This window comes from Arthrobacter sp. CAN_A212 (assembly GCF_015752345.1).
Classification (GTDB): Bacteria; Actinomycetota; Actinomycetes; order Actinomycetales; family Micrococcaceae; genus Arthrobacter_D.
In genome coordinates this window covers 63,932-85,573 of record NZ_JADOUT010000009.1, presented here as the reverse complement: position 1 = coordinate 85,573, position 21,642 = coordinate 63,932, and the positions used below count along the sequence as shown (strand labels likewise).

General features: G+C 65.7%; 24 protein-coding genes. 9 read left to right on the top strand and 15 right to left on the bottom strand.

Annotated features, from left to right (window positions below):
- Nucleotides 1-3: 3 nt before the first annotated feature.
- The 4 genes from IWX64_RS08935 to IWX64_RS08920 form a co-directional block, all read right to left on the bottom strand.
- Nucleotides 4-831, bottom strand: coding sequence for a caspase family protein (locus IWX64_RS08935; protein ID WP_196866782.1), 828 nt, complete (start codon nucleotides 829-831; stop codon nucleotides 4-6).
- Nucleotides 832-943: 112 nt separating this feature from the next.
- On the bottom strand, nucleotides 944-2,053 hold the full coding sequence (locus IWX64_RS08930; RefSeq protein WP_196866781.1) for a GTP pyrophosphokinase: 1,110 nt from the start codon (nucleotides 2,051-2,053) through the stop codon (nucleotides 944-946).
- Between the two features lie 69 nt (nucleotides 2,054-2,122).
- Nucleotides 2,123-2,443, bottom strand: a complete 321-nt coding sequence (locus IWX64_RS08925; protein ID WP_196866780.1) for a hypothetical protein — start codon at nucleotides 2,441-2,443, stop codon at nucleotides 2,123-2,125.
- Nucleotides 2,444-2,515: 72 nt separating this feature from the next.
- Nucleotides 2,516-2,842 (bottom strand): hypothetical protein, encoded by a 327-nt coding sequence (locus tag IWX64_RS08920; protein WP_196866779.1) that lies wholly within the window; start codon nucleotides 2,840-2,842, stop codon nucleotides 2,516-2,518.
- 74 nt (nucleotides 2,843-2,916) lie between these two features.
- On the opposite strand from IWX64_RS08920, the gene IWX64_RS08915 reads away from it, so the two are divergent.
- A complete protein-coding gene (locus IWX64_RS08915; protein WP_395939856.1) occupies nucleotides 2,917-3,804 on the top strand; it encodes an alpha/beta hydrolase family protein in 888 nt (295 codons plus the stop codon).
- Nucleotides 3,805-3,881: 77 nt separating this feature from the next.
- Nucleotides 3,882-4,805: an ROK family protein gene (locus tag IWX64_RS08910; protein ID WP_196866778.1), complete on the top strand. Its 924-nt coding sequence runs from the start codon at nucleotides 3,882-3,884 to the stop codon at nucleotides 4,803-4,805.
- 58 nt (nucleotides 4,806-4,863) lie between these two features.
- Here the strand turns inward: IWX64_RS08910 and IWX64_RS08905 are convergent, their stop codons facing one another.
- The gene (locus tag IWX64_RS08905) at nucleotides 4,864-5,463 is read right to left on the bottom strand and encodes a DUF6318 family protein (protein WP_196866777.1); all 600 of its coding nucleotides are present in this window, start codon (nucleotides 5,461-5,463) and stop codon (nucleotides 4,864-4,866) included.
- A gap of 207 nt (nucleotides 5,464-5,670) precedes the next feature.
- On the opposite strand from IWX64_RS08905, the gene IWX64_RS08900 reads away from it, so the two are divergent.
- The 4 genes from IWX64_RS08900 (at nucleotide 5,671) to IWX64_RS08885 (ending at nucleotide 8,860) form a co-directional block, all read left to right on the top strand.
- Nucleotides 5,671-6,597 carry a carbohydrate kinase family protein gene (locus IWX64_RS08900; protein ID WP_196866776.1) on the top strand — a complete coding sequence of 309 codons (927 nt, stop codon included), beginning with the start codon at nucleotides 5,671-5,673 and terminating at the stop codon, nucleotides 6,595-6,597.
- Nucleotides 6,598-6,609: 12 nt separating this feature from the next.
- A complete protein-coding gene (locus IWX64_RS08895; RefSeq protein ID WP_196866775.1) occupies nucleotides 6,610-7,140 on the top strand; it encodes a YbhB/YbcL family Raf kinase inhibitor-like protein in 531 nt (176 codons plus the stop codon).
- A gap of 108 nt (nucleotides 7,141-7,248) precedes the next feature.
- Nucleotides 7,249-8,061: an HAD family hydrolase gene (locus tag IWX64_RS08890; protein ID WP_196866774.1), complete on the top strand. Its 813-nt coding sequence runs from the start codon at nucleotides 7,249-7,251 to the stop codon at nucleotides 8,059-8,061.
- A gap of 4 nt (nucleotides 8,062-8,065) precedes the next feature.
- Entirely contained in the window at nucleotides 8,066-8,860 is a 795-nt protein-coding gene (locus IWX64_RS08885; RefSeq protein ID WP_196866773.1) for a glycerophosphodiester phosphodiesterase family protein, read from the top strand.
- Nucleotides 8,861-8,914: 54 nt separating this feature from the next.
- Here IWX64_RS08885 and IWX64_RS08880 read toward each other — a convergent pair whose 3' ends face one another.
- From IWX64_RS08880 to IWX64_RS08860, 5 genes are all read right to left on the bottom strand, one after another.
- The gene (locus tag IWX64_RS08880) at nucleotides 8,915-9,814 is read right to left on the bottom strand and encodes a DNA-3-methyladenine glycosylase family protein (RefSeq protein ID WP_196866772.1); all 900 of its coding nucleotides are present in this window, start codon (nucleotides 9,812-9,814) and stop codon (nucleotides 8,915-8,917) included.
- Nucleotides 9,811-10,806 carry a phosphotransferase gene (locus IWX64_RS08875; protein WP_196866771.1) on the bottom strand — a complete coding sequence of 332 codons (996 nt, stop codon included), beginning with the start codon at nucleotides 10,804-10,806 and terminating at the stop codon, nucleotides 9,811-9,813. The genes IWX64_RS08880 and IWX64_RS08875 overlap by 4 nt, the downstream gene beginning before the upstream one ends.
- Nucleotides 10,807-10,897: 91 nt before the next feature.
- Nucleotides 10,898-11,278: a DUF7793 family protein gene (locus IWX64_RS08870; protein ID WP_196866770.1), complete on the bottom strand. Its 381-nt coding sequence runs from the start codon at nucleotides 11,276-11,278 to the stop codon at nucleotides 10,898-10,900.
- A gap of 36 nt (nucleotides 11,279-11,314) precedes the next feature.
- A complete protein-coding gene (locus IWX64_RS08865; RefSeq protein WP_196866769.1) occupies nucleotides 11,315-11,899 on the bottom strand; it encodes an AAA family ATPase in 585 nt (194 codons plus the stop codon).
- A gap of 89 nt (nucleotides 11,900-11,988) precedes the next feature.
- Complete coding sequence (locus tag IWX64_RS08860; RefSeq protein ID WP_196866768.1) at nucleotides 11,989-13,317, bottom strand: uracil-xanthine permease family protein; 1,329 nt, start codon at nucleotides 13,315-13,317, stop codon at nucleotides 11,989-11,991.
- 75 nt (nucleotides 13,318-13,392) lie between these two features.
- Here IWX64_RS08860 and IWX64_RS08855 point away from each other — a divergent pair, with 75 nt between their 5' ends.
- Both IWX64_RS08855 and IWX64_RS08850 read left to right on the top strand, forming a co-directional pair.
- Nucleotides 13,393-14,220 (top strand): SDR family NAD(P)-dependent oxidoreductase, encoded by an 828-nt coding sequence (locus tag IWX64_RS08855; RefSeq protein ID WP_196866767.1) that lies wholly within the window; start codon nucleotides 13,393-13,395, stop codon nucleotides 14,218-14,220.
- Nucleotides 14,221-14,308: 88 nt separating this feature from the next.
- Nucleotides 14,309-15,712: an aldehyde dehydrogenase family protein gene (locus tag IWX64_RS08850; protein ID WP_196866766.1), complete on the top strand. Its 1,404-nt coding sequence runs from the start codon at nucleotides 14,309-14,311 to the stop codon at nucleotides 15,710-15,712.
- A 23-nt stretch (nucleotides 15,713-15,735) separates the two neighbouring features.
- Here IWX64_RS08850 and pgm read toward each other — a convergent pair whose 3' ends face one another.
- Both pgm and IWX64_RS08840 read right to left on the bottom strand, forming a co-directional pair.
- A complete protein-coding gene (gene pgm / locus IWX64_RS08845; protein WP_196866765.1) occupies nucleotides 15,736-17,370 on the bottom strand; it encodes a phosphoglucomutase (alpha-D-glucose-1,6-bisphosphate-dependent) in 1,635 nt (544 codons plus the stop codon).
- Between the two features lie 29 nt (nucleotides 17,371-17,399).
- Nucleotides 17,400-17,579: a hypothetical protein gene (locus IWX64_RS08840; RefSeq protein WP_196866764.1), complete on the bottom strand. Its 180-nt coding sequence runs from the start codon at nucleotides 17,577-17,579 to the stop codon at nucleotides 17,400-17,402.
- Between IWX64_RS08840 and IWX64_RS08835 the strand changes: the two genes are divergently transcribed.
- Nucleotides 17,578-17,739: a hypothetical protein gene (locus tag IWX64_RS08835; protein ID WP_196866763.1), complete on the top strand. Its 162-nt coding sequence runs from the start codon at nucleotides 17,578-17,580 to the stop codon at nucleotides 17,737-17,739. The genes IWX64_RS08840 and IWX64_RS08835 overlap by 2 nt on opposite strands.
- Nucleotides 17,740-17,807: 68 nt before the next feature.
- Here IWX64_RS08835 and IWX64_RS08830 read toward each other — a convergent pair whose 3' ends face one another.
- The 3 genes from IWX64_RS08830 to IWX64_RS08820 form a co-directional block, all read right to left on the bottom strand.
- Nucleotides 17,808-19,337, bottom strand: a complete 1,530-nt coding sequence (locus tag IWX64_RS08830; protein WP_196866762.1) for a long-chain-fatty-acid--CoA ligase — start codon at nucleotides 19,335-19,337, stop codon at nucleotides 17,808-17,810.
- Between the two features lie 72 nt (nucleotides 19,338-19,409).
- Nucleotides 19,410-20,837: an amidase gene (locus IWX64_RS08825; protein WP_196866761.1), complete on the bottom strand. Its 1,428-nt coding sequence runs from the start codon at nucleotides 20,835-20,837 to the stop codon at nucleotides 19,410-19,412.
- Nucleotides 20,834-21,586, bottom strand: a complete 753-nt coding sequence (locus tag IWX64_RS08820; protein WP_196866760.1) for a peptidase E — start codon at nucleotides 21,584-21,586, stop codon at nucleotides 20,834-20,836. Before IWX64_RS08820 ends, IWX64_RS08825 begins: the two co-directional genes overlap by 4 nt.
- Nucleotides 21,587-21,642: the final 56 nt, after the last annotated feature.

Genomic DNA, 21,642 nt, shown 5'->3' with positions numbered 1-21,642 from the left:
CCCCTAAAACGCGGCGCCCCAGGCTGAGCCCTTGGCCGCCGCCGGGGCTTCGAGTTGCGCGCGCTGCGTGAATTTCCCGCCGCGCAGGTCGGCGCTGACCTGCTTCAACACGTCGCGTCGGCTTTTCGCGGGGTCATCTCTGAGAGCTTTGAGGAGAAAGTAGCTGAAAGCGCCACTGTAACGCCCCGAGAAGTCAGCATCGGCGGCTGTCTGGTCCGAGCGACAAGCGGCGAACAGGACTGGCTTTGCCGCCGCGTCGGACCGGACCAGATCGCGGAACGCGCGCGGATCGGCCGATTCAGTCTGTTCCAGGCCAAGAGGTGTGGGCGGCGGGACGAATCGGGGCCGCCTGGTCGGAAGCAGATCCAGCGCGCGCAGCCCGGACCCGCTGTGACAGGTGTCCAGGACGACATCGAGCAGGACACCGTCAGGCAGGGTGGCCAGCAGGTCATGCAACTCGTCGTCAAGGATCAGGGTGGAAGCATCCCACTGGTCGCCCTTCTGCCTCATGTCGAACGTAACGAACGCCTCGTCGGCTCCGTCCGGTTCGTCCCCCGACGCGTCGAGTACCTGCGTGCCGTGGCTGGAAAACGTGAACACCAGATGATCATCCGGTTTGGCCCGCTTCACCATCGCCTGCAGCTTGCCGATGACCGCAGCCCTGGTGGCCTTCGAGTCCAGGAGCACCGTCACGTTCCGTTTGGCGAACCCATACTGCTCGGTGAGTAACGCAGCGAAGTCCTTGGCGTCATTGACGCACCCGTTCAGCCAGCCGTTGGTCGGCAGGTTCTCAAACTTGTTGATGCCGACACAGAGTGCGTACTTGGACATGGCGCCGTTCCTCCCTCGGGTCCTGCCCCGTCGCAGGTACGCGGCAACCTAGCGGAGGGGGTGTTACTGGGCTGTTACCGGTGTGAACTTCACCGAGCAGACCGGTGAGGGGTTAGCGGCTGGACTCCAGGGCCCTGAAGGTGGCCATCTGCCGGTGCCGGCGTTGCAGGCTGTCCCGGCGTGGGGTGGGGTTCGCCTCGGCGGGCTCAGCCGTCAGGTCGATGTGGCGTTCTCCGTAGTGCCACAGCAGCACGTCGTCGAGGAGCCGGTCGGGTCCCGGCGAGTATCGGTGATCCAGCGCGCGGCGCACCGAGGTGATGGTGTCCGCCTGCAGCAGCGACGCAAGCGCCGTCGTCGTCGTCAGCCCGTGCGCAGCGAGGAGTTCGGCCGCCCAGCCCCAGTTGTCATCGGTCTTCCGGTCGACGTGCGGGAGAAGCGTCTGCCACACGTCCCGGACCCGGTTCGGGGTGAGTGTGACGCTGCCCTCACCCTCCTCGTCCCAGAAACCGGTGACGGTTTCATACCGTTCGTGCAGTTCAGCGAACGCCGACTCAACGGACTCGAGCATCGCTGCGGTACCCGTGAACTGCCGGTCGAAGTAGGGGCTCCAGGCACGCGGATTGGAGGCCTTGAATCGGATGTCGTGTTCAATCTCGGACCATGCGTGTGCAAGGACGGTGCGGATCTGGACCTCAAGCATGTAACTGCCGCCGGCTTTGGCCGCCGGGTCCAGTGCCTTCTGGTACTCCTTGACAGCCTCGTTCTGGATGGTCCGAAGAATCAGGTGACGGCTGGAGTAGCCGTAGGTGCCCGATTCGATGGTGCCGATGTCTTTCTCCCGATCCCCCCGACAATCGAAGTCCTGACGTTGGCGCTTGATCAGGTTGGCTGCGACATCCACCTCGTGCGGCAGGGTGGTGATCACCCGGACGCCGACGACGTCGGTAAGGTTGCGCAGCGGGTCGGGAAACACCAGGGTCGGCAGGTCCCCGGGCACCGTCGCGGCGAGCATGCGGGAGGCCTTGTCGCGGAACGACTCGACGGTCTTGGTGCGGGCCGTGACGAACAGCGGGTTGAGTTCGGTGCCGACAAAGATGTCCTGGATACCGGCCTGCATTTGACGGGTTACCTCTTCGAGGCGCGGCCGGACCCGCTCAAACTCGCGGGTGCTCGCTTCCACCGCGGGGCGGAGACGGTCATCCAACTGATCCCAGGCGCTCATTAAGACTCCTCCGACGATGGCTTCCAGTCATCCTATCGGCCGGCTCTGACAGTTCCGGTGGAGCGGTGGTTAGAGGGGGCCGCCAATCTGCCCCTGGCGCCCGGCGGTGGGCATGGAGTAGCCGTCCACTGGCCGGTCATCATCGCTGGTGGTGCCCTGCCGGGTGTCATAGCTTCGCGGGGTGCGGAGATCACGTGACCGCTTCACCAGGCCGGTGATCACCAGAAAGAGTCCGCCAACCAGCAGGACGAGTCCCAGGACGAAGAGCGCCAGCGACAGCCCTTCAGCGGTTCCGCTGAAAACTTCGAACAGTGGTGTCGGCAGGATGAATAGTGTGGCTACCAGCGCCACGCCGCCCGTGATGAGCCGCCGCGTTCCTGTGGTGAGCATAGTTCCCCCTCGATTGGTCACTCCATTCAAACACCCTGCCCCTGACAGGGGAAGGGTGGGGCCGGAGCCGGGCTAGGAGCCGCCGTCTCCGGCGCAGTGGCCCCCGGACAACAGAGGTGCATTGAAAGCTCCGGCTCCGGACCGCGCAGTGTCACCTGGTTGTGCATTGGCCCTTCGCGTTGAATGGGCGGGGGTGTCGTAGGTGATGGATGCGTAATCACGGGGGCGGCGCAGATCGTGGGATCGCCGCAGTAGGCCAGCAATTACCAGGCTTATGCCACTCACCAGCAGGACCATTCCCGACCCGAATGCCGTCAACACGGCGCCGTCGGCCGTCCTGGTCGCGACCTCAAACAGCGCGGCTGGCAAAACGAAGATTGTCGCTATCAGCGCGAACACGCCGCTAACAACGAGTCCTGAGCGGAAGGGTGGCGCCGGAGTCGGGCTAGGAGCCGCCGGTTACGCTGTGCGGTGTGGACAACCTACGCCGACGCACCATCCTGGGAGCCGCTGGTCTCGCTGCCGCGGCTGCGCTCGCGGGTTGCGCGGCGGCGCAACCCGGCACGCCACAGAAGCAACCGGAGGAACCAGTGACACCCCAGCGCTACACCTACGGCGATGATCCCAGCCAGTTCGCCGAGCTGTACCTGCCGGCGGGCGAGCGGCTCCCGGGCGTCGTCGTGATCATCCACGGCGGATACTGGCGGTCCGGGTATGGCCTGGATCTGGGGCAGCCGCTGGCCGAGGACCTCGTATCCCGGGGCTACGTCTGCTGGAACCTTGAGTACCGCAGGGTAGGTGATGGTGGCGGCTGGCCGGAGACCTTCGCCGACGTGGGCGCCGGAATAGACCTCCTGGCCACGGCGGCCGGTGACCACGGCCTGGACCTGACGGTGACGACGGCCCTTGGACATTCCGCTGGCGGCCACCTCGCGGTATGGGCTGCGGGACGGTCAACACTGCCCGACGGCGCTCCGGGCGCCGGAACACCAGTGGTTCCGCTGACCGGGGTCGTCAGCCAATCCGGGGTGCTCAACCTTGTGGAGGCACACGAACTGGGTTTGAGCGACGGCGCGGTGCTGAACCTCATGGGCGTGGATCAGGTTGGGGATCCGGAACGCTACCGTGCGGCCGATCCAATGACCGCCATTCCGTTGGCCGTGCCGGTGCTGGCACTGCACGGTGAGGAGGACTCGACGGTTCCGGCTAGCCAGTCCGAAAGCTACGTGGCGGCCGCGCTGGCTGCGGGGGCGGACGCCGAGTTGACGCTGATCCCCGGGGACCACTTCGCGATGATCACGCCGGGAACCGACGCCTGGGTGCAGGTGGTCGCAGCGGTGGACCGCCTGATGGCTGCCTGACCCGACCAGCGTCATGGTTACTGCAGCTGCAAGGTTCGGCGATACGGTGTTCAGACCAGCTGAAAGGGTTACAACAGATGAGCGGCAACACCATCGTCCCCGTGCTCGAAGTGGGAGGCACCCACCTCACCGCAGCCCTGGTCGAATCCGGGACGTGGGCGATCGATCGACAGTCGCTGGCCCGGGTCGGCCTGCAGGCCCAGGGGACCGCCGAGAGCCTGATTGAAGCAATCGGGCGTGCCGCCGATGCTCTCACCGCTGCCCCGGGCGCCGTCTGGTCCGTGGCGATTCCCGGCCCCTTCGACTACGCAACGGGAATTGGCCGGTTTGAGCACGTGGGAAAGTTCGACAGCCTCAACGGCGTCGACGTTCGGGATGCCCTGATGGACCGCATCAGTCCCACACCCGGGATGATCCACTTCCTCAACGACGCTGACGCTTTCGGGGTGGGGGAATATGCCCTCGGAGCCGCGCGGGGCCATGAGCGTGCGCTCTGCATCACCCTGGGCACCGGCGTGGGGTCGACATTCTTGAACCACGGGGAACCGGTCAGCACCGGTCCGGCGGTTTCACCCGATGGAAGCATCCATCACGAGACGTACCGGGGTAGCCCACTGGAGCGCACCGTGTCCCGTCGGGCCATCCGGGCAGCCTATGCGGCAGCAGCGGGAGTGGACCCGGCAACGGGCCCCGACGTCCACACCATCGCCGCCCAGAGCCGCGCCGGCGATGACGCCGCCCGGCAGGTCCTGGACACCGCGTTCGGTGCATTGGGGGAAACCCTCGCGGTGGTGCTGAAGCGATTCGATGCCAGCATCCTGGTGATCGGCGGCTCCATGGCCGGATCCTGGGATCTGGTGGAACCGGCGATCCGCGCGGGCATGACTCTCGAAGACCAGCGTCTCGCGGACTTCAGGATCGAGCAGGCCATCCTGCCCGACGACGCCGCGCTGGTAGGTGCTGCGTACTGGGCGTCGCGCCAAGCCGCTCACAGTCACTGAGTGGCGGATACTTCCCGCGCCCGGCCGTCAGCCTTGTGAGCTGACGGCCGCCGCTGGATTACTCCGAGGGGAGTTCGGCGTCAGGGGTTTCCTCCAGGTAGGTGGCCTTCCATGCGCCGTCGGTGTAGACCACTGTTGCTGAATAGATGGTGCCCGCCGGGTCGAACGGGCGGGTCTCCTGTACCTCTCCAGCCTCGTCGAATGACGTGTAGGCATCAGGGTTGACGGTGATCAGTGCGTCAACCTCAACGTCCTCGGCCACTTCTTCTGCCGGGGTGGTGACGATGATCTGCTTGACCTTCGGCTGTCCACCCAGGACCCAGCCGCCGTCCGCGTACAGTGCCGCAAATTCGTCAGCCTCTGCGGTCGCTGCTTCGGCGCCGTCAAGGGTGGCGAGCAGCTGCTCGGTTTCCCCGGTCCGCTGGTTGTAGGACTTCAACGCGAAGACGTGGTGCAGGAAGGCCTGCGCGCCCTCTGGGCTTGCTTCGCTCATCAGCTCGTTGGTCTCCGGCTCCTGAACATTCTGCGCAGGTGCAGTGGAGCTCGCAGGGGTGGGAGCGGCAGCCTCGGAAGGGGCGGCGGGCTCAGTCGACTCGCCGCAGGCGGTCAGCGTGGCGAGAGCGATGACGGCGATCGCCGCAGCATTTCTGATCTTCATGGTGTCCCCAAAAATTAGTGTGTCTCAGGCGCGGTTCATCGCGCGGTATCAGCCCCATCCTAGCCGTAGCCTTAGGCAACTAGCGGTCGGATCGGGGGTACTGTGCGGGAGATCACACCAATCTTCCGCAACTGATTGGGTCATCGCACCCGGCCGTTCCCCAACCATTCACAGGTTCGCCGGTGGACGGGGTGCTAACTTGTTAGCGTGCTCACCGTGATCGGGGAAACCCTTATAGACGAAGTAATCAGCGATGTCGCGTCGCCCCGCGCCCATGTGGGCGGCAGCCCGATGAACGTGGCGGTCGGTCTGGCCAGGCTGGGGCATCCCTGCCGTTTTGTTGGGCGGTGGGGCGATGATGAGTATGGGCGGATGATCCAGGAACACCTCCACAGCAACTCTGTGTTGACTCCGATGGGACCCGACAAGCACCCCACCAGCACTGCCACCGCGCGGCTGGATCCCGCAGGTGGTGCCTCCTACAAATTCAAGCTGGTGTGGGAGCTGCCGGCCATCCGTGAAGAGACGGACCGGATCCTTGAGGGCACCACGTGGTTGCACACCGGATCGATCGCCACCATGCTGGAGCCCGGAGCGTCTGATGTGCTGGCCGTCGTCCGGCAGGCGCACCCGCTGGCCACCATCTCCTATGACCCCAACTGTCGGCCCAGCATCGTCACCGATGTGGTCTATGCCCGGGCCCAGGCGGAGAAGTTCGTTGCTCTCGCCGACGTCGTCAAAGCCTCGGATGAGGACCTTGAGTGGCTCTACCCCGGTCAGGACGTCCTGGAGACAGCGCGGTTCTGGTTGGCCAAGGGCCCGGCCATGGTGGTGGTCACGCGGGGTTCCCTCGGTCCGTGGGCCGTCGTCGCACGCGGCGAAGCCTCGGTCCCCGCGCCGGCTGCTCAGGTGGTGGATACGGTGGGTGCTGGAGACTCCTTCATGTCGGCGCTGCTGGGTTCCCTCGTGGACCGGGGCTTCGCGGGAGCGCAGCAGCGGAATGACCTGCGCCACATCTCCGTTGAACAGGTGGAAGCAGTCCTCGTGTATGCAGCAAAAGCGGCGGCAGTTACCGTGTCCCGTGCCGGCGCCAACCCGCCGAACCGCAACGAGCTAATGACAGACCCCAACTGACCAGGAGTAGTTATGACCCGTGACCCGTACGCAGACCTCCCCCCAGTCCCCGAGTTCACTCTGACCAGCACGGACATTGAGAACAACCAGCCGTTGGATGCGAAGCATGCCTCCGGGGCGATGGGTATCGACGGTGGGAAGGATGTGTCGCCGCAGCTGTCCTGGAGCGGGTTCCCGGAAGGGACCAAAAGCTTTGCGGTGACTGTCTACGACCCGGATGCCCCCACCGCCAGCGGCTTCTGGCACTGGGCGGTCTTCAACCTCCCCGTGTCCACCACGTCGCTGCCGGCGGGTGCCGGAGTGGATGGCAGTCCCGACCTGCCAGACAGTGCCACCCAGCTGAAGAACGACGGCGGCTTTACCGGTTTTATCGGTGCTGCGCCCCCGGCGGGACACGGCCCACACCACTATCACGTGGTGGTGCACGCAGTGGATGTGGAACGCCTTGAGGTGCCCGCTGACGGCAGTAACGCCTACCTCGGGTTCAACCTGTTTTCCCACACCCTCGGGCGGGCCCGCCTGATCCCCACCTTCGAGCAGTAGACAGCTTCCTCCGGTTCCGCTGAGCCCGGGGATCCACTGGATTCCCGGGCTCAGCGCCCTTCACGGGCGGGTAGGCTTAAAGTCACCGTTTAAGTGAAGGAGTACCCCATGCGTCTGGTCGCCAGCGATATGGATGGAACGATCGTCGGCCACGACGGCAGGATCAGCCCCAGGACAGTCGAAGCATTTCAGGCGTGCCTGGACGCGGGCGTTGAAGTGGTATTCGTCACCGGCCGCCCACCGCGCTGGCTTGATCCGCTGCGCGAACAGTTGGGTCACCGCGGAACGGTCATCTGCTCCAACGGTGCTGTTACGTACAGCCTGGAAGACGAGCTGGTACTGAGCGCCCACTTGTTGGAACACAGCAACATTCTGGCCGCCCGCGAGATCATTCTGGACCTCTATCCTGCGGCGTCCTTCGCTGCCGAGACGGTCGACGGATTCCACATCGAGCACGGGTTTGCCGAGGAAGGCTCGGTGGAGTTGCTCGCCGGCGCAGTGGCGCGGCCCCTGGCGGAATCCCTCGTCGGCGCGGGAGTCATCAAGTTCCTGGCGCGGGAACGCGAGGTGTTGCCGGACAGGTTCCTCGATACCGTGCGGCCCGCGGTCGCCCACCTGGTAACCGCCACCCATTCCGCCCCGAGCATTGCGCTGCTGGAAATGTCCACGCCCGGCATCAACAAGTCGGTCACCCTCGCTGAATTCGCGGCGAGCCGTGGCATCAGCCAGGCCGACGTCGTCGCCTTCGGCGACATGCCCAACGATGTGCAGATGCTGAACTGGGCGGGCACCGGCTACGCGATGGCGTCCGGGCACGCGGAGGCGATTGCTGCGGCGGACCTGCAGGCTCCGGCATTCGAGGACGACGGCGTCGCCCAGATTCTTGAGGAACGCCTCGCCAAGCTCGGGGCGACCCGCTAAGCCCATGCTGCCGTACCTGCTCAACACCGGACCGGATGGGATGCAGCGGCCGCTTGCCCTGTCGCACCGCGGGTTCTCGGTCGACGGGCTGGAAAACTCGATGACGGCCTTTGAGGCTGCCGTGGATCTCGGATTCGGATACCTGGAAATCGACGTCCGGACCACGAGGGACGGCGCCGTGATGGTGTTCCACGATGAACTGCTGGACCGGGTGTGCGATACGGTGGGCCCGCTGTCGGAGCGCACCCTGGACGAGCTGAACAAGATCCGGATCAACGGCGTCGAACCCATCCCCACCCTGGAGGCCGTCCTGACCCGATGGCCCGACCTGAAACTGAACATTGACCTCAAGGATGATGCCTCGGTGGAGCCGTTTGTCCAGCTCGTGGAGCGGCTGGGAGCCCATGACCGGGTACTGGTGGCTTCATTCTCCGACCGGAGGCGGCGGCGGACGCTGAACCTGCTGTCCCGCCGGGTGGCTTCCTCCGCCGGACAGGTGAGCTCGGCACTGATCTGGTTGTCGAGTCCGCTGGGCCTGACCAAACGCCTCGCCCGGCTCGCCCGGGTGGATTGTCTTCAGCTGCCGGTGCAGCACGCAGGCGTGACGGTGCTGACCGGCCGCTTTATCCGGCGGTGTCGCGCCGCCGGGCTACCGGTCCACGTCTGGACGGTCAATGACACCGACGCGATGGAGCGGCTTCTGACACTGGGCGGCGGCGTGGACGGCCTGGTCTCCGATCGTGCGGATCACCTGGCCGAAACGATGCAACGCCGGGGACACTGGCCGCAGACCGCCTGACCTCACGGGCCGGCAGGAAAGTGCTGTAACCGTACCGACGCTGTTGGGGCACCGCTACCGTGCGGGAGCGGCCCGTTTCTGGCCGGGTCTGATCGCAGGGGTTCGCGGTGGATAGGTCGCTTCGGTCCACAAGTGGAACAACGCGTACGCGCGGTACGGGCGCCACCGCTCGGCAATTGCCTCGGCCTCGCGGATGCTTGGATTGCCCATCGCCCGGCGCAGCACCAGGTCACCCGCCGTGAACGCGTCCCGATCTCCAAGCACCCGCACCGCCAGATAGTCGGCGGACCACTGGCCGATTCCGGGGATGGCCAGGAGTGCCGCGCGGACGTCCGTGTGGTCGCCAGCAAGGGTGAGTCCGTCGCGGAAGGCCCGGGCTACGTGCTGCACCGTTGCTCCGCGGGTGCGGGTAACGCCGACGGCGCTGCGTAGCTCCTCGGCCGGAGCAGCGGCGAGCACGTCAGGCGTGGGGAAGATCGTTAGTCCGGACGGACCGGGGGTGCCGTAGGCAGCGGCGAGACGCCCGGCAAACGTACCCGCAGCGCTGACGGAGACCTGCTGGCCGAGGACAGTCATGATTGCAGCTTCGAAGGGCTCGGGATAACCTACTGCGCGCAGCCAGGGGCGTCGGCTGGACAGGGGCCCCAGCAGGGGATCCGGCTCGAACGCCCGCGCGACCGCCTCAAGGTCAGCGTCCAGATCCAGCCAACGGCGGATCGTCGCTGTCAGGCCGGGATGGTCTTCCTCGGGCGCGGAGGTATGGACGTCGACACCGCGTGAACCGATGGTCAGCCTGGCGGCGTGGTGGCCGCTCGAGGAACGAAGCAACCGCGTGTGTGACATCCCCTGGCGGCCGGGGATTTCACAGCCTGGAATGAAGTGGTTTGCGAGCAGGGACACCATGGGCCCCGCCTCGATCAACCCATTGGCCGCCAGGAAAAGGTGTGCAGTCACCCCAGCACCGGATCGGTCAGTGTTCTCAGGTACTTCAGTGCGTGCGGACCGTACTGGCTCATCGATGCGTCGTCCGCGTGGATTAGCAGTCGCAGCCAGGAACCGTACCGGTGAAGCCGCGCCAGCTTGAGCGCAGGTTCGACCGCCAGTCGGAGTTCGGCGAGGGGCGCGTAGTCGGTCCAGCGTTCGAGGTAGGCGGTGATCACCGCCTGGATACGCGGGTCGTCAGAGGTGGTCTGCCACTGTTCCTGCATGACGGTCAGTGGCACGTACAGCGAACTGAAGGGGTGTGCCCAGTAGGAGTCACCGAAGTCGAAGAATCGCAGCGGGGCCGTCGTCGCGCCCGGTATGAAGGCGTTGTCGGCGTGCAGGTCATTGTGTTGGAGGCTCAGGGGGACGCCCAGGGCCGCAACGCTTCTGGCCGCTTCCTCAAGGGCGGGAATGCTGGCGTAGATGCCGTCGGTGGCCTGGGCGGACAGATGCAGGGGGTGGTCGGGCGGTAAGCCGGTGTGAAGGAGGAGCTGGTTGCTCGCGAAGTTCCCTGCGATCGCAGGATCCATGCTGACCAGGCCGGCCGCAGCCAGCGGCAATCCATGGGGGACGAGTTGTAGCTGGAAGTCGGCAAAGCCGGTGACCACCAGGATCCACAACCGGTAGTCAGCCGATTTGAGGGAGGCGAGCGTCTTCCCATGGTCGGGCGTCAGCATCCAGCCCTTGGCGGGCTCGATGGCGAGGGGGGCAGCCACATGGTCGGGCGCCAGTTCCGCCAGGCGTGCCACAATGGCCGCCTCAGCGAATTGGCCCGGGTTGTTTTCCTTGAACCACAGCTGTCCGTGGTCGGTCGGCACGGTGACCTGGGTGGACCAGAACCGGATCCGCACCTGCTCCAGCGGGCCGGTCTGTGCCAGGTCGCAGTTCTGCAGAACCTGCGTAATCCACAGTTGGATCTCCTGGTGCCACGCCGGGGATGCCCAGACCTGCTGCGGGTCCATCAGTGCTTCCCACCTCGCAACCCGTTCCACACCATCCCACCAGTTTAGGCACCATGGTCGCACAAGCAGTGGCAGTCCTGATGGGGAGTGGTCAGGCGAAGGTTCCGAGCCAGTTGATTGCGTCGTCCTCGGAGGTGAAGAACTGCCCGGGATGCGCTTGGCTGTCGGCAAATGCAGCGACGACCCGGTCCACGGGCCCGTCGCCCACAAGAGCGATGGCGGTGATGTCTTCATCGTCGCAGATGGCACGCCGGGCTGCGCTCGTGAAGGCGACCGATGTCATGCTCATCAGGATTCGGCGTGGCCCCTGATTGAGGCCCGACGCGTCCAGTGTGGCGCGGGCCTGGTCCACCGTGACGACGGTGTCAGGCCGCCACTGGACATGCAGGATCCCGTCTTCCCTGAGCGCGAGGCGCTGGGTTTCGTCAGCGGTGGAGTGTCGTCCGCCGTCGTTGATGCGGTGGTTGTTCATGGTGCGTCCCGAGACCTCAGTAAATACGTTGAACCTTTAAGTAAGTGCCTGATTCACTTCGGCGCCAGCAGCCGGGCGGATGTGTGACGTGCACCACTTTTCATCAATCAACCCAAGAACCGCTGAGGCAACACCATGTGGGTCTTTCTCCTCGGTCGAGATCACCGCGTCATCGACATCGACGTGGGTGAGGATTGCCTGTAACTCGGTGGCACGGTCCAGGTGCCAACCCAGCGAAGGATCGCCGGGATCGTGGCGGCCCCGCAACCTGTCCTGCACTGTCGCTGAAGTAGCCTCCAGCCGCACGACCAGTAGTGGATGACCAAGCACCCGCTCATACTCCGCGCGCTGGATGGTCCCTTCAATGACGCCGGCTAGCACCAGGAGGCGCGCACCTGCAGAGCGGAAATTGGGGATGACAGCCGACAGGTTCGCCAGTTCGATCCGCCGGTTGAAGGGATCATCGGTGGGTGCGGGCCACGCAAACCTCAGCCAGTCAAGGTCAATCACGGCGTGCGGTAGGTCCTTGGCCGTCAATAGGTGCGCCAGGGCATCCGCGGTCGATGTTTTTCCCACGCCGACGGTGCCGTTGAGGAAGACGCAATGCAGAGCGAAGGTCACCGCTTCAGCCTAATCGTCGTGAGACTGACAGGTCAGTCAACGGCTCCGAGGACCTCCACGCCCCAGCAGGAAGCACGGCTATCCGGGGCTCAGCCCAGTTTGGAGGGGCGGGATCCCTGGTCGGAGGCGTCGACGTCGGTCGGGCCGGTGACATGTTCGCTTCCCCGCCACCGGGCAAGTGCGTTCATGACGTGGTAAATCACCAGGGTTGCCGCGGTACCCAGGGCGATGCCTTCGAAGGTGAGTTCGCCGATGGTCCAGGTGAAGTTGGCGATACCCACCACCAACGCCACCCCCGCCGTCGACAGGTTGATGGGGTTGGAGAAGTTGACCTGGTTCTGCACCCAGATCCGGACGCCGAGGATACCGATCATGCCGTAGAGCACCACCCCGGCGCCGCCGATGACGCCCGCTGGGACAGTAGCGATCAGCGCGCCGAACTTGGGGAACAGGCTGAGGAGGATCGCGACGATCCCTGCCACCCAGTAGGCGGCAGTCGAGTACACACGCGACGCGGCCATTACACCGATGTTCTCCGCGTAGGTGGTGGTGCCGGACCCACCACCGGACCCGGCGAGCATGGTGGCCAGGCCGTCAGCCATCAGGGCACGCCCGGTGACGGGGTCCAGGTCACGCCCGGTCATGGCAGCCACCGACTTCACATGACCAATGTTCTCGGCGACCAGGACCAGGACCACCGGGATGAACAGCCCGACGACTGACAGATGGAATTCGGGGGTCTGGAACGGTGGAAGCCCTATCCACGCGGCATCACCAATAGCCGCGAAGTCCACTTCCCCGCGGAGCATCGCGACCACATACCCGGCGAGGACACCCACCAGGATGGACAGCCGCCCGAGAATGCCCTTGAAGAGCACGGTCACCAGGAGGATCACCACCACGGTGACGAGCGCGGTCAGTGGAGCCTGCTCAAAACTGGCCTTCGCGGTGGGGGCAAGGTTCAACCCGATCAGGGCGACGATGGCCCCGGTGACGATGGGCGGCATCACGATCTGGATCCAGCGGGAGCCCGCCCGATGGACGACAGCGCCGATAATCGCCAGGACGGCTCCGGCCATGATGATGCCACCGAGCGCCCCCGCCGGTCCGTGCTGGCTCTGGGCTGCGGCGATCGGGGCGATGAACGCGAAGCTCGATCCCAGATAGCTGGGCACCTTGCCTGCCGTGATGATCAGGAACAAGATGGTGCCCAGCCCCGAGAACAGCAGGGTGGTGGCGGGCGGGAACCCGGTGATCAGGGGAACCAGGAAGGTGGCACCGAACATGGCGACGACGTGCTGGGCGCCGATTCCCACCGTCCGCGGCCAACTGAGCCGTTCATCGGGGGCAACAAACTGCCCGGGAAGGACGTTCTTTCCGTCACCGTGAAGCGTCCACGACGTGCCGAACCTGCTCATGGCTGTGCCTTCCAAAGATGTGCGGGGTGATCTGTCGGAAATCCTACCGTCCGGGCGGAGTGTTACGTTGCACTCATGTCATTCACTGTCGAAGGCCGAATAATACTTATCACCGGTGCCGCCAGCGGTATGGGCCGGCTCTACGCGGAACGGGCCGTCAAGGAGCGGGCGGCCGCCGTCGTCCTCTGGGACGTCGACGCCGAAGCGCTCCACAGGACCGCCGATTCGCTGACCGGATCCGGGCCGGCCGTGCACAGTTACGTGGTTGATCTCGCCTCATTGGCCGAGATCACGACCGCGGCGGCCGCGGTCAGGAACGACGTCGGGACACCGGCTGTCCTGATCAACAACGCGGGGATCGTGCGCGGAAAGTACTTTTGGGAGCACGACCAGCAGGCCGACATTGCACTGGTGATGCAGATCAACACGCTGGCGCTGATGCACGTGGTCCGGGAGTTCCTGCCGGCCCTGATCGCCTCCCGGGAACCGGCGCGTATCCTCAATGTCGCGTCGGCGTCGGGTACCCTCTCGGTTCCCCGAATGAGTGTGTACACCGCCTCGAAGTGGGCAGTGATCGGCTGGAGCGACTCCCTGCGACTGGAGCTTCGCCAGGCAGGTCACCGGCAGATCAAGGTCACCACGCTGATCCCCAGCTACATCCGGACCGGCATGTTCGAGGGCGCCCGTGGCCCGCTGTTCACGCCGCTGATGGACCCGGTCGACGTCGTCGACAGGGCCTGGCGCGCACTGCTTGCTGGCCGGCCCCGGCTTCAGCTGCCGTGGTCGGTGGCGCTGGGCAGCGCGATCCGCGGCGTCCTGCCGCAACCTCTCTGGGATGTGGTGGCCGGGCGGGTCTTCAAGGTGTACAGCTCGATGGAGCATTTCACTGGCCGTCCCACCTGACCCGCACCCCAGCACCCCGCACCTTTTGCACCCGCCGACCCGCGACCGAAGACCACGACGCGTAGCAGCATCCTGAAAGGACCCCCACATGAGCACTACTTCCCAGGAAACCACTGATCTGTCACCGGTGGTGGAGCGCCTGCGCGCGACCTTCGACGGCGGGACCACCCGGCCGCTGTCCTGGCGGCGAGCCCAACTCGAGGGCCTGATCCGGATGCTCGTCGAACGGGAGGTGGACTTCACCGACGCGCTGTACTCGGATCTCCGGAAGAACCCGCTGGAAGCGGTGGTGTCCGAGCTGTCCCTGGTGCGGGCCGAAGCCCAGTATGCGCTGAAGCAGCTGCGGAAATGGACCAGCGCCGAGAAGGTTCAGGTACCGACGGGCCTGTTGCCTGCAAGAGCACACCGGCAGGCCCAGCCCCTCGGCGTCGTGCTGATCATTGGCCCGTGGAACTATCCGGTGCAACTGCTCCTGGCCCCCCTGGTCGGTGCGCTCGCCGCCGGGAACTGTGCGGTTTTGAAGCCGAGCGAACACGCCCCCGCCACGTCGGCGGTGATGGCCGACCTGCTGCCCCGGTATTTCGACGAGAGTGCCGTCTCCGTGGTGGAAGGCGGGGCGGCGGTTGGCGGGGAGCTGCTCGCCCAGCGGTACGACTCCATCTTTTTCACCGGGGGCGAGCGGGTCGGACGGATCGTCGCGGCCGCTGCAGCGCAAACGCTCACTCCCGTCACCCTCGAACTAGGAGGAAAATCGCCCGCCGTGGTGCTTGGCGGCGACCTGCCAGCGGTGGCCCGACGGCTGGTGTTCGGCAAGTTTCTCAACGCGGGGCAGACCTGCGTTGCCCCCGACTATGTTTTGGTGCAGCGCGGACTCGAAAAGCAGCTCCTCGCCCACCTGAAACGGGCGGTCGCCGGGTTCTACGGCGCCGACCCGGCCCGTAGCGCCGACTACGGCCGGATCGTCGACGACGGCCACTTCGTCCGACTGGTCGGTTTTTTGGAGGCCAGCAACGGCAACGGCACCGTGTACACCGGGGGCGCCCACGACCGGGCCAGCCGGTACCTCGAACCCACGCTCCTGACCGATGTGCCGACCGACTCCCCGGTGATGCAGGAGGAGATTTTCGGTCCGATCCTGCCCATCCTTCCCGTCGACGGCATGGACGAGGCCGTTGCCTTCGTCAATGCCCGGCCGGCCCCGCTGGCAGCCTATTTGTTCAGTGACCAGCCGGCCGAGCAGCAGCAGTTCGAGGAACGGGTCCGTGCGGGTGGGATCGGCCACAACGCCTGCAACCTGCATCTCACGGTGCACGGCTTGCCGTTCGGCGGGGTGGGCACCAGCGGTATGGGCGCCTACCACGGCCGCTATTCATTCGACACGTTCAGCCAGAACCGGGGGGTACTTTCGAAGGGCACCGGCATTGACACCCTGCGTCTGGCCTACCCGCCGTACAGGGGCCTGAAAAAATGGCTCCTCCGGCGGGTTCTCTGACCGCGCGTCCTTCCGCGCGAGGGTTACCCGCCGATGACCCCGTCGACCAGTGCCTTCGCCTCGTCCTGCACCTGCGCCAGGTGCTCGGCACCCTTGAAGGACTCGGCATAGATCTTGTACACGTCCTCGGTGCCCGATGGGCGCGCGGCGAACCACGCGTTCTCGGTGGTGACCTTCAAGCCACCAATTGACGCCCCGTTGCCGGGTGCCTCGGTCAGCCTGGCGGTGATGGTTTCGCCGGCAAGGGTGGTGGCCGCAACGTCCGACGGCGAGAGCTTCCCCAGCGCTGCCTTCTGGCTGCGTGAGGCCGCCGCATCAATGCGCGCGTACACGGGGGAACCGAACCGGTCGGTCAGCCCCGCATAGTGCTGCGACGGCGTTCGCCCGGTGACGGCGGTGATCTCCGAGGCGAGCAGGGCCAACAGGATGCCGTCCTTGTCGGTGGTCCACGGGGACCCGTTCAGCCGCAGGAAAGAGGCTCCAGCGGATTCCTCGCCGCCGAAGGCGAGGGACCCGGAGAGCAGCCCGGGAACAAACCACTTGAAGCCCACCGGAACCTCTTCGAGCTTCCGGCCGAGATCCGCAGCCACCCGATCGATGATCGAGGAGGAGACCAGGGTCTTCCCGACGACGGCGTCCTGCCGCCAGTGGGGACGGTTGCGGTAGAGGTAGTCAATGGCCACCGCAAGGTAGTGGTTGGGGTTCATCAGCCCGGCGTCGGGGGTGACGATCCCGTGCCGGTCGGCGTCGGCGTCGTTGCCCGTGGAGATATCAAACTCCCTGGCCCGGGCAATGAGTGAGGCCATCGCCGATGGTGACGAGCAGTCCATGCGGATCTTCTCATCCCAGTCCAGGGTCATGAACGCCCACTGCGGGTCGACGGCGGGATTGACGACTGTCAGATTCAGGTTGTGCGTTTCGCCGATAGCACCCCAATAGTCGACAGCCGCCCCACCCATCGGGTCCGCACCGATGTGCAGTCCGGATTCCCGGATCGCGTCGAGGTTCAGGACGGTGGGTAGATCCTCAACATAGTGCTGCAGGAAGTCGTAGGTCCCGATTCCTTCGGCCTGGTGCGCCTGGCTCGCCGGGACGCGACGGACCTCCCGGAGGCCGCCTTCCATCAGCGCGTTGGCCCGATCAGCGATCCAGTTGGTGGCATCGGAATCCGCGGGGCCGCCGTGCGGGGGATTGTATTTGAAGCCGCCATCGCCGGGAGGGTTGTGCGAGGGAGTGATGACAATGCCATCCGCCTGGTCGGCGCCCTGCGCGTTGTAGACGAGGATGGCGTGCGATACGGCCGGGGTGGGCGTGTAGGCGCCGCGCGCGTCCACCCGTACCGTGACGTTGTTCGCTGCGAGCACCTCAAGTGCGGTCTGCTGGGCGGGCTCGGAGAGTGCGTGTGTGTCCCTGCCCATGAACAGGGGCCCGGTGATGCCCTGACCCGACCGGTACTCCACAATCGCCTGGGTGATGGCGGCGATGTGCCCCTCATTGAAAGAGGCCTTCAGGGAGGAACCACGGTGCCCGGACGTCCCGAACGCGACCCGTTGCGCCGGGTCCCCAAGGGCGGGAACGACGTCGAAATACGCGTCCAGAAGTGAAGAAATGTCGACCAGATCGCTGGGGAGGGCGACTGTGCCCGCTCGGTTTGCCATGGCTACAGCATGCCAAAGAACTGGTGCTATTACAGCCCCGGCGTCACGAAACCCGTTGCGTGCTCCACTGCGGCGGTTCTCCGGACGGCGATCAGGGCCATCCCTGCGCGGCCAACCCGGCGGGGATGGCCCTGCGGAGACGACCACTCGCCGCGCGGTGGTGGTAGGTTCACCGTGTACACAGCCACGCGAAGGAAAGGCGCCACCATGAGCGAACAGAACGATACCGAACGCGACGACTCAGAACAGCGGGTCGGCGGGTCAGACAAGATCGACGCCGGCGGTTATGGAGGCCCCGGCCCGGAGAACGAGTTGCCGGACGGTGAGGAGATCGAGACCGAGGACAACCGGGGCGACGACGACTCCTGACTTTAAGGTTTCCGGCCTCCATTAACCCCTGCAGTAGACCCCTGCAGTAACCACCTGCAGGGTCCCTGCTAGACCTGGATCTCGCGCTTGAGAATCTTTCCGGTGGGGCCCTTCGGGAGAGCTTCCACCAGGACCACCCGGCGGGGATACTTGTAGGCCGCCACGCGTTCCTTGGTGAATTCGAGGATCTCGGCAGCGAGGCGCTCGCGGGCGGCATCGTCCGCGGGCGCAGCCTCCGCCTTCAGGCCTACCACCGCCACGATTTCCTCGCCCTGCAACTCGTCCGGGACGCCTATTACCGCCGCCTCGGCCACCGCGGTGTGCTCGTACAGCACTTCCTCGACTTCCCGCGGATAGACGTTGTACCCGCCGCGGACGATGATGTCCTTCTTGCGGTCGACGATGAAGATAGCGCCGTCGTCGTCGTACCGGGCCAGGTCTCCGGTACGGAACCAACCGTCGGGGATCGCAGCTGCCGTCGCGTCGTCGTTGTTCCAATAGCCCTTCATCACGCAGTGTCCCCGGACGGAGAGTTCACCGACTTCGCCGGTGGGTACCTCCGCCCCGTCGGCGTCGAGCATGCGTACCTCGACCCCGTCCACCGGCGTGCCGATCGATCCGGGCTTGCGTTCGGTTCCGCGCCGGTTGAAGCTCACGATGGGGGACGTTTCGGACAACCCGTAGCCCTCCAGCAGTTCGGCGCCGAAGACGCGTTCGAACTCGTGCAGCACCTCAACGGGCAGCGCTGACCCGCCGGACACGGCGACCCGCAGCGTTGACACGTCGGTGGTGGAAACTGCCGGATGCCGAAGCATCGCTATGTACATCGTGGGGACACCCTCGAAAATGGTTACACCGTCTCGGGCAATGATCTCCAGGGCGCGGCCGGGTTCGAACCGGGGGAGCAGGGTGACTGTGGCTCCGGTCAGCACCGCCGCGTTCAAGGCGCAGGTCTGTCCGAAAATATGGAAGAACGGCAATCCACCAAACAACACATCGCCGACCGCAGTGCCCATCAGGTCCCGGGAGATCTCCGCATTCCGGTGCAGGCTCGCATGGGTCAGCGCCGCGCCTTTTGGCCGTCCGGTGGTTCCTGAGGTGTAGAGCAGCACAGCCGTGTCATCGGCCGCCACCTCCGCGATGGGCTGCAGGGGATCGATCGACGACAGCTGTTCAAGGAATGCGCCCGAGTTCACCGCCAGTACTTCGAGGGTGGTTCCCTGATCGGCGGCGGCGACCGCCTGGCCCACTCCGGACTCGGCCTCGGCTGCGACCCCTTCCCAGGCAAACACCAGCCTCGCGCCGGAGTCGCCCAGGTGGTAGGCAATCTCCCGCGACTTGAGGAGCGGATTGAGTGGGACCACCACCGCTCCGAAGCGCAGGACCCCGTAGTAGATAAATGCCATCTGTGGAATATTCGGCATAATCAGCGCGATCCGGTCGCCCGGCTGGACACCTTTCTGTGCCAGGAGACCCGCCACCCGCTGGCTCCACTCGTCGAGCGCCGCGAACGTCAGCGACGTGTCATCCAGTCTGATCGCCACCGCCTCGGGGTGTTCCTGGACAGTTGACGCGAGATTGTTGGCAAGGTTGGGCACGCGATCTCCTTTGATCTTGCTGGTTACCGATGAGTAACAGTCTGTTTCATCGGCGCGGGCGGCGCAATGTTGTCACCGCACCGTGCCCGTTTCACCCGCACCGGCTGCCTGCTCCAACTGGGCGGACACAGCCAGCAGCCGCGCCTCCGAGCTGGGTCGCCCGATGAGCTGGATTCCCATGGAGATGCCCGTGGGGGTGGTGATCGTGGGCAGGGCAATGGCGGGTAACCCGCAGACGTTGACCATCGAGGTGTACGGGGAGTACTGGCATTGCCTCAGGTAGTCCGTGTCCGCGTCCTCGGAGGTGTACCAGCCGATGGGACGCGGAGTCTGGCCCAGGGCAGGGGTAAGGATGAAGTCGTACTCCGCATAGGCGCTGATCGTGTCCTGCTCGAACTGCCGCAGGATGTCGATCGCCGTGACCAGATCCGGTGCGCTGCGGGCCCGCGACCTCTCGCGCATGGTCCGCGTCAGCGGAGTCAACAGGTTCTCGTTCCCCGAGGGGATAGGGGCGGTGGCAAGGGACGCCGTCCACACCGTCTGGAATGCCTGGTGGTAGCGCCGGTCGTAGCTGAGGTCGGCGTCGAGAACGTCGTGCCCCACTGAGGAAAGTGCGCGAATACCAGCCTCGTAGGCGTCCAGCGCCTCCTGGTCCAGCACGATCTCGAACGCTGAGGCGAAGGGTGACAGGGTGCTCGCCCCGATCCGAAAGGTACCCTCGGCGCGCAGGGCTGCGGTCAGGAACGACGACGACGCCGGAGCGGCGCTGGTTGCCCGGTGGTTCGGCGCGTCGACCATCGCGTCGAGCAACAGCGCAGCGTCGGTGGTGGTCCGCGCCAACGGTCCGGCCACGACGAACTGGCCGAGGTCCGCCTGTCCGGACAATGCGGGAATTCGACCGCGATTCGGTTTGAGCCCGATCAGGCCGGTGGCTGAGGCCGGAATGCGGACAGAGCCGCCACCGTCGCTGCCGGGTGCGAAGGGAATCATGCCTGCAGCGACGGCCGCCGCGCTGCCGCCGGACGAACCCCCCGGGCTGAGGGCCGGGTTGAGGGGGTTGCGGGCCGCCGGGGCAATGTTGTTTTCGCTGTGGCAGCTCAGGCCGAATTCGGGAACCTGGGTCTTGCCAAGACTGATCGCGCCAGCGCGGCGCAGAATTGCCACCAGGGGAGAGTCCTCGGTTGCGACCGTTGGGGGCAGGGCAGCCGAGCCGAAGCTGGTGGCGACTGACGCCACGTCCGCCAGATCCTTATGCGCCAATGGCATGCCGTGCAGCACCGCAAGGTCGGCACCAGCGGCCCGGGACGAGTGGTAGCGCTCGTCTGCGGCGGCGGCCTCCTGTTCGGCTAGATCCGCGGTGACGGTGATGAAGGAGCCGAGTCCCGGATTAAGGTCATCGATCCGGCCGAGGTAGTGAAGAGTCAGCTCCCGGGCACTCAGGTCCCCGCGTGCAAGAGCGTCCCGCTGGGCGAGGGCGGTGAGCTGATGAAGTTCGGTCACGGAGCGCTTTCCAGCAACCGGGCCTCCAGGGGCTCCTCGACGGCGATGGCGTCGACGCTGTCTCCGGCCCCGGCGCGCACAATGTAGGCGTTCTTGCCGGGGGTCTCGGTGACCGCCTCGATGAGGGTGGTGTCGTGGTAGACCAAACCCACGCCGTCGTCGGTGCAGTGCGTTTCGCCGAGGGTGCCAGCAGCGACCATCCGGTGGATTAGCGGCCTGCGACCCTCATCGGAGTCGTAGTGCACGCCATTGCCGTAGGGGAGGAACCCCAGGCCGTTCGTCACTGGCTGCAGCTCGGGGCCAAAGGAATCAGTTGCGCCGCCACGGAACCAGCAGAGGGAACCGGCGGAGACCCCACCGAGAACCACTCCGGCCCGCCAGGCGCGGTGCAACAAGTGATCGAGCCCATGGACCCGCCAGACAGCCAGCAGGTTGGCGACCGAACCGCCGCCTACCCACACCACGTCCTGGGAGAGGAGGTGGTCCTGAAGCGGGTCGATATTGGGCATGGTGAACAGGTTCAGGCACGCGGCGTCAAAAGCGGCAATCCGCGCAGCCTCGATGAATCGCTGGTTCCACTCACGGGAATCGCCGCCGGCCGTACCCACATAGGTGACGCGGGGGCGGCGTCCGGTGACCAGTGCGAGCTCGACGGCGTGATGCATGAGGAGATTGAACTCCAGGTCCACTCTGAGCCCTCGACGGTAGCCGCCGGACGTGGCGAGGATGGTGGGTTGGTCAGCACTCATTGTTACCTCCCGGTTGGCTAGGGCATTGTGGGTGGGGCTCGCCTCCCACTATAGGC

Coding starts and splice junctions, on each gene's coding strand:
- IWX64_RS08885 (WP_196866773.1), top strand. CDS start 8,066: ATGCTGCCGTACCTGCTCAACACCGGACCGGATGGGATGCAGCGGCCG.
- IWX64_RS08850 (WP_196866766.1), top strand. CDS start 14,309: ATGAGCACTACTTCCCAGGAAACCACTGATCTGTCACCGGTGGTGGAG.
- IWX64_RS08840 (WP_196866764.1), bottom strand. CDS start 17,579: ATGGTGGCGCCTTTCCTTCGCGTGGCTGTGTACACGGTGAACCTACCA.
- IWX64_RS08860 (WP_196866768.1), bottom strand. CDS start 13,317: ATGAGCAGGTTCGGCACGTCGTGGACGCTTCACGGTGACGGAAAGAAC.
- IWX64_RS08875 (WP_196866771.1), bottom strand. CDS start 10,806: ATGGACCCGCAGCAGGTCTGGGCATCCCCGGCGTGGCACCAGGAGATC.
- IWX64_RS08870 (WP_196866770.1), bottom strand. CDS start 11,278: ATGAACAACCACCGCATCAACGACGGCGGACGACACTCCACCGCTGAC.
- IWX64_RS08905 (WP_196866777.1), bottom strand. CDS start 5,463: ATGAAGATCAGAAATGCTGCGGCGATCGCCGTCATCGCTCTCGCCACG.
- IWX64_RS08855 (WP_196866767.1), top strand. CDS start 13,393: ATGTCATTCACTGTCGAAGGCCGAATAATACTTATCACCGGTGCCGCC.
- IWX64_RS08910 (WP_196866778.1), top strand. CDS start 3,882: ATGAGCGGCAACACCATCGTCCCCGTGCTCGAAGTGGGAGGCACCCAC.
- IWX64_RS08925 (WP_196866780.1), bottom strand. CDS start 2,443: ATGCTCACCACAGGAACGCGGCGGCTCATCACGGGCGGCGTGGCGCTG.
- IWX64_RS08895 (WP_196866775.1), top strand. CDS start 6,610: ATGACCCGTGACCCGTACGCAGACCTCCCCCCAGTCCCCGAGTTCACT.
- IWX64_RS08890 (WP_196866774.1), top strand. CDS start 7,249: ATGCGTCTGGTCGCCAGCGATATGGATGGAACGATCGTCGGCCACGAC.
- IWX64_RS08930 (WP_196866781.1), bottom strand. CDS start 2,053: ATGAGCGCCTGGGATCAGTTGGATGACCGTCTCCGCCCCGCGGTGGAA.
- IWX64_RS08935 (WP_196866782.1), bottom strand. CDS start 831: ATGTCCAAGTACGCACTCTGTGTCGGCATCAACAAGTTTGAGAACCTG.
- pgm (WP_196866765.1), bottom strand. CDS start 17,370: ATGGCAAACCGAGCGGGCACAGTCGCCCTCCCCAGCGATCTGGTCGAC.
- IWX64_RS08820 (WP_196866760.1), bottom strand. CDS start 21,586: ATGAGTGCTGACCAACCCACCATCCTCGCCACGTCCGGCGGCTACCGT.
- IWX64_RS08835 (WP_196866763.1), top strand. CDS start 17,578: ATGAGCGAACAGAACGATACCGAACGCGACGACTCAGAACAGCGGGTC.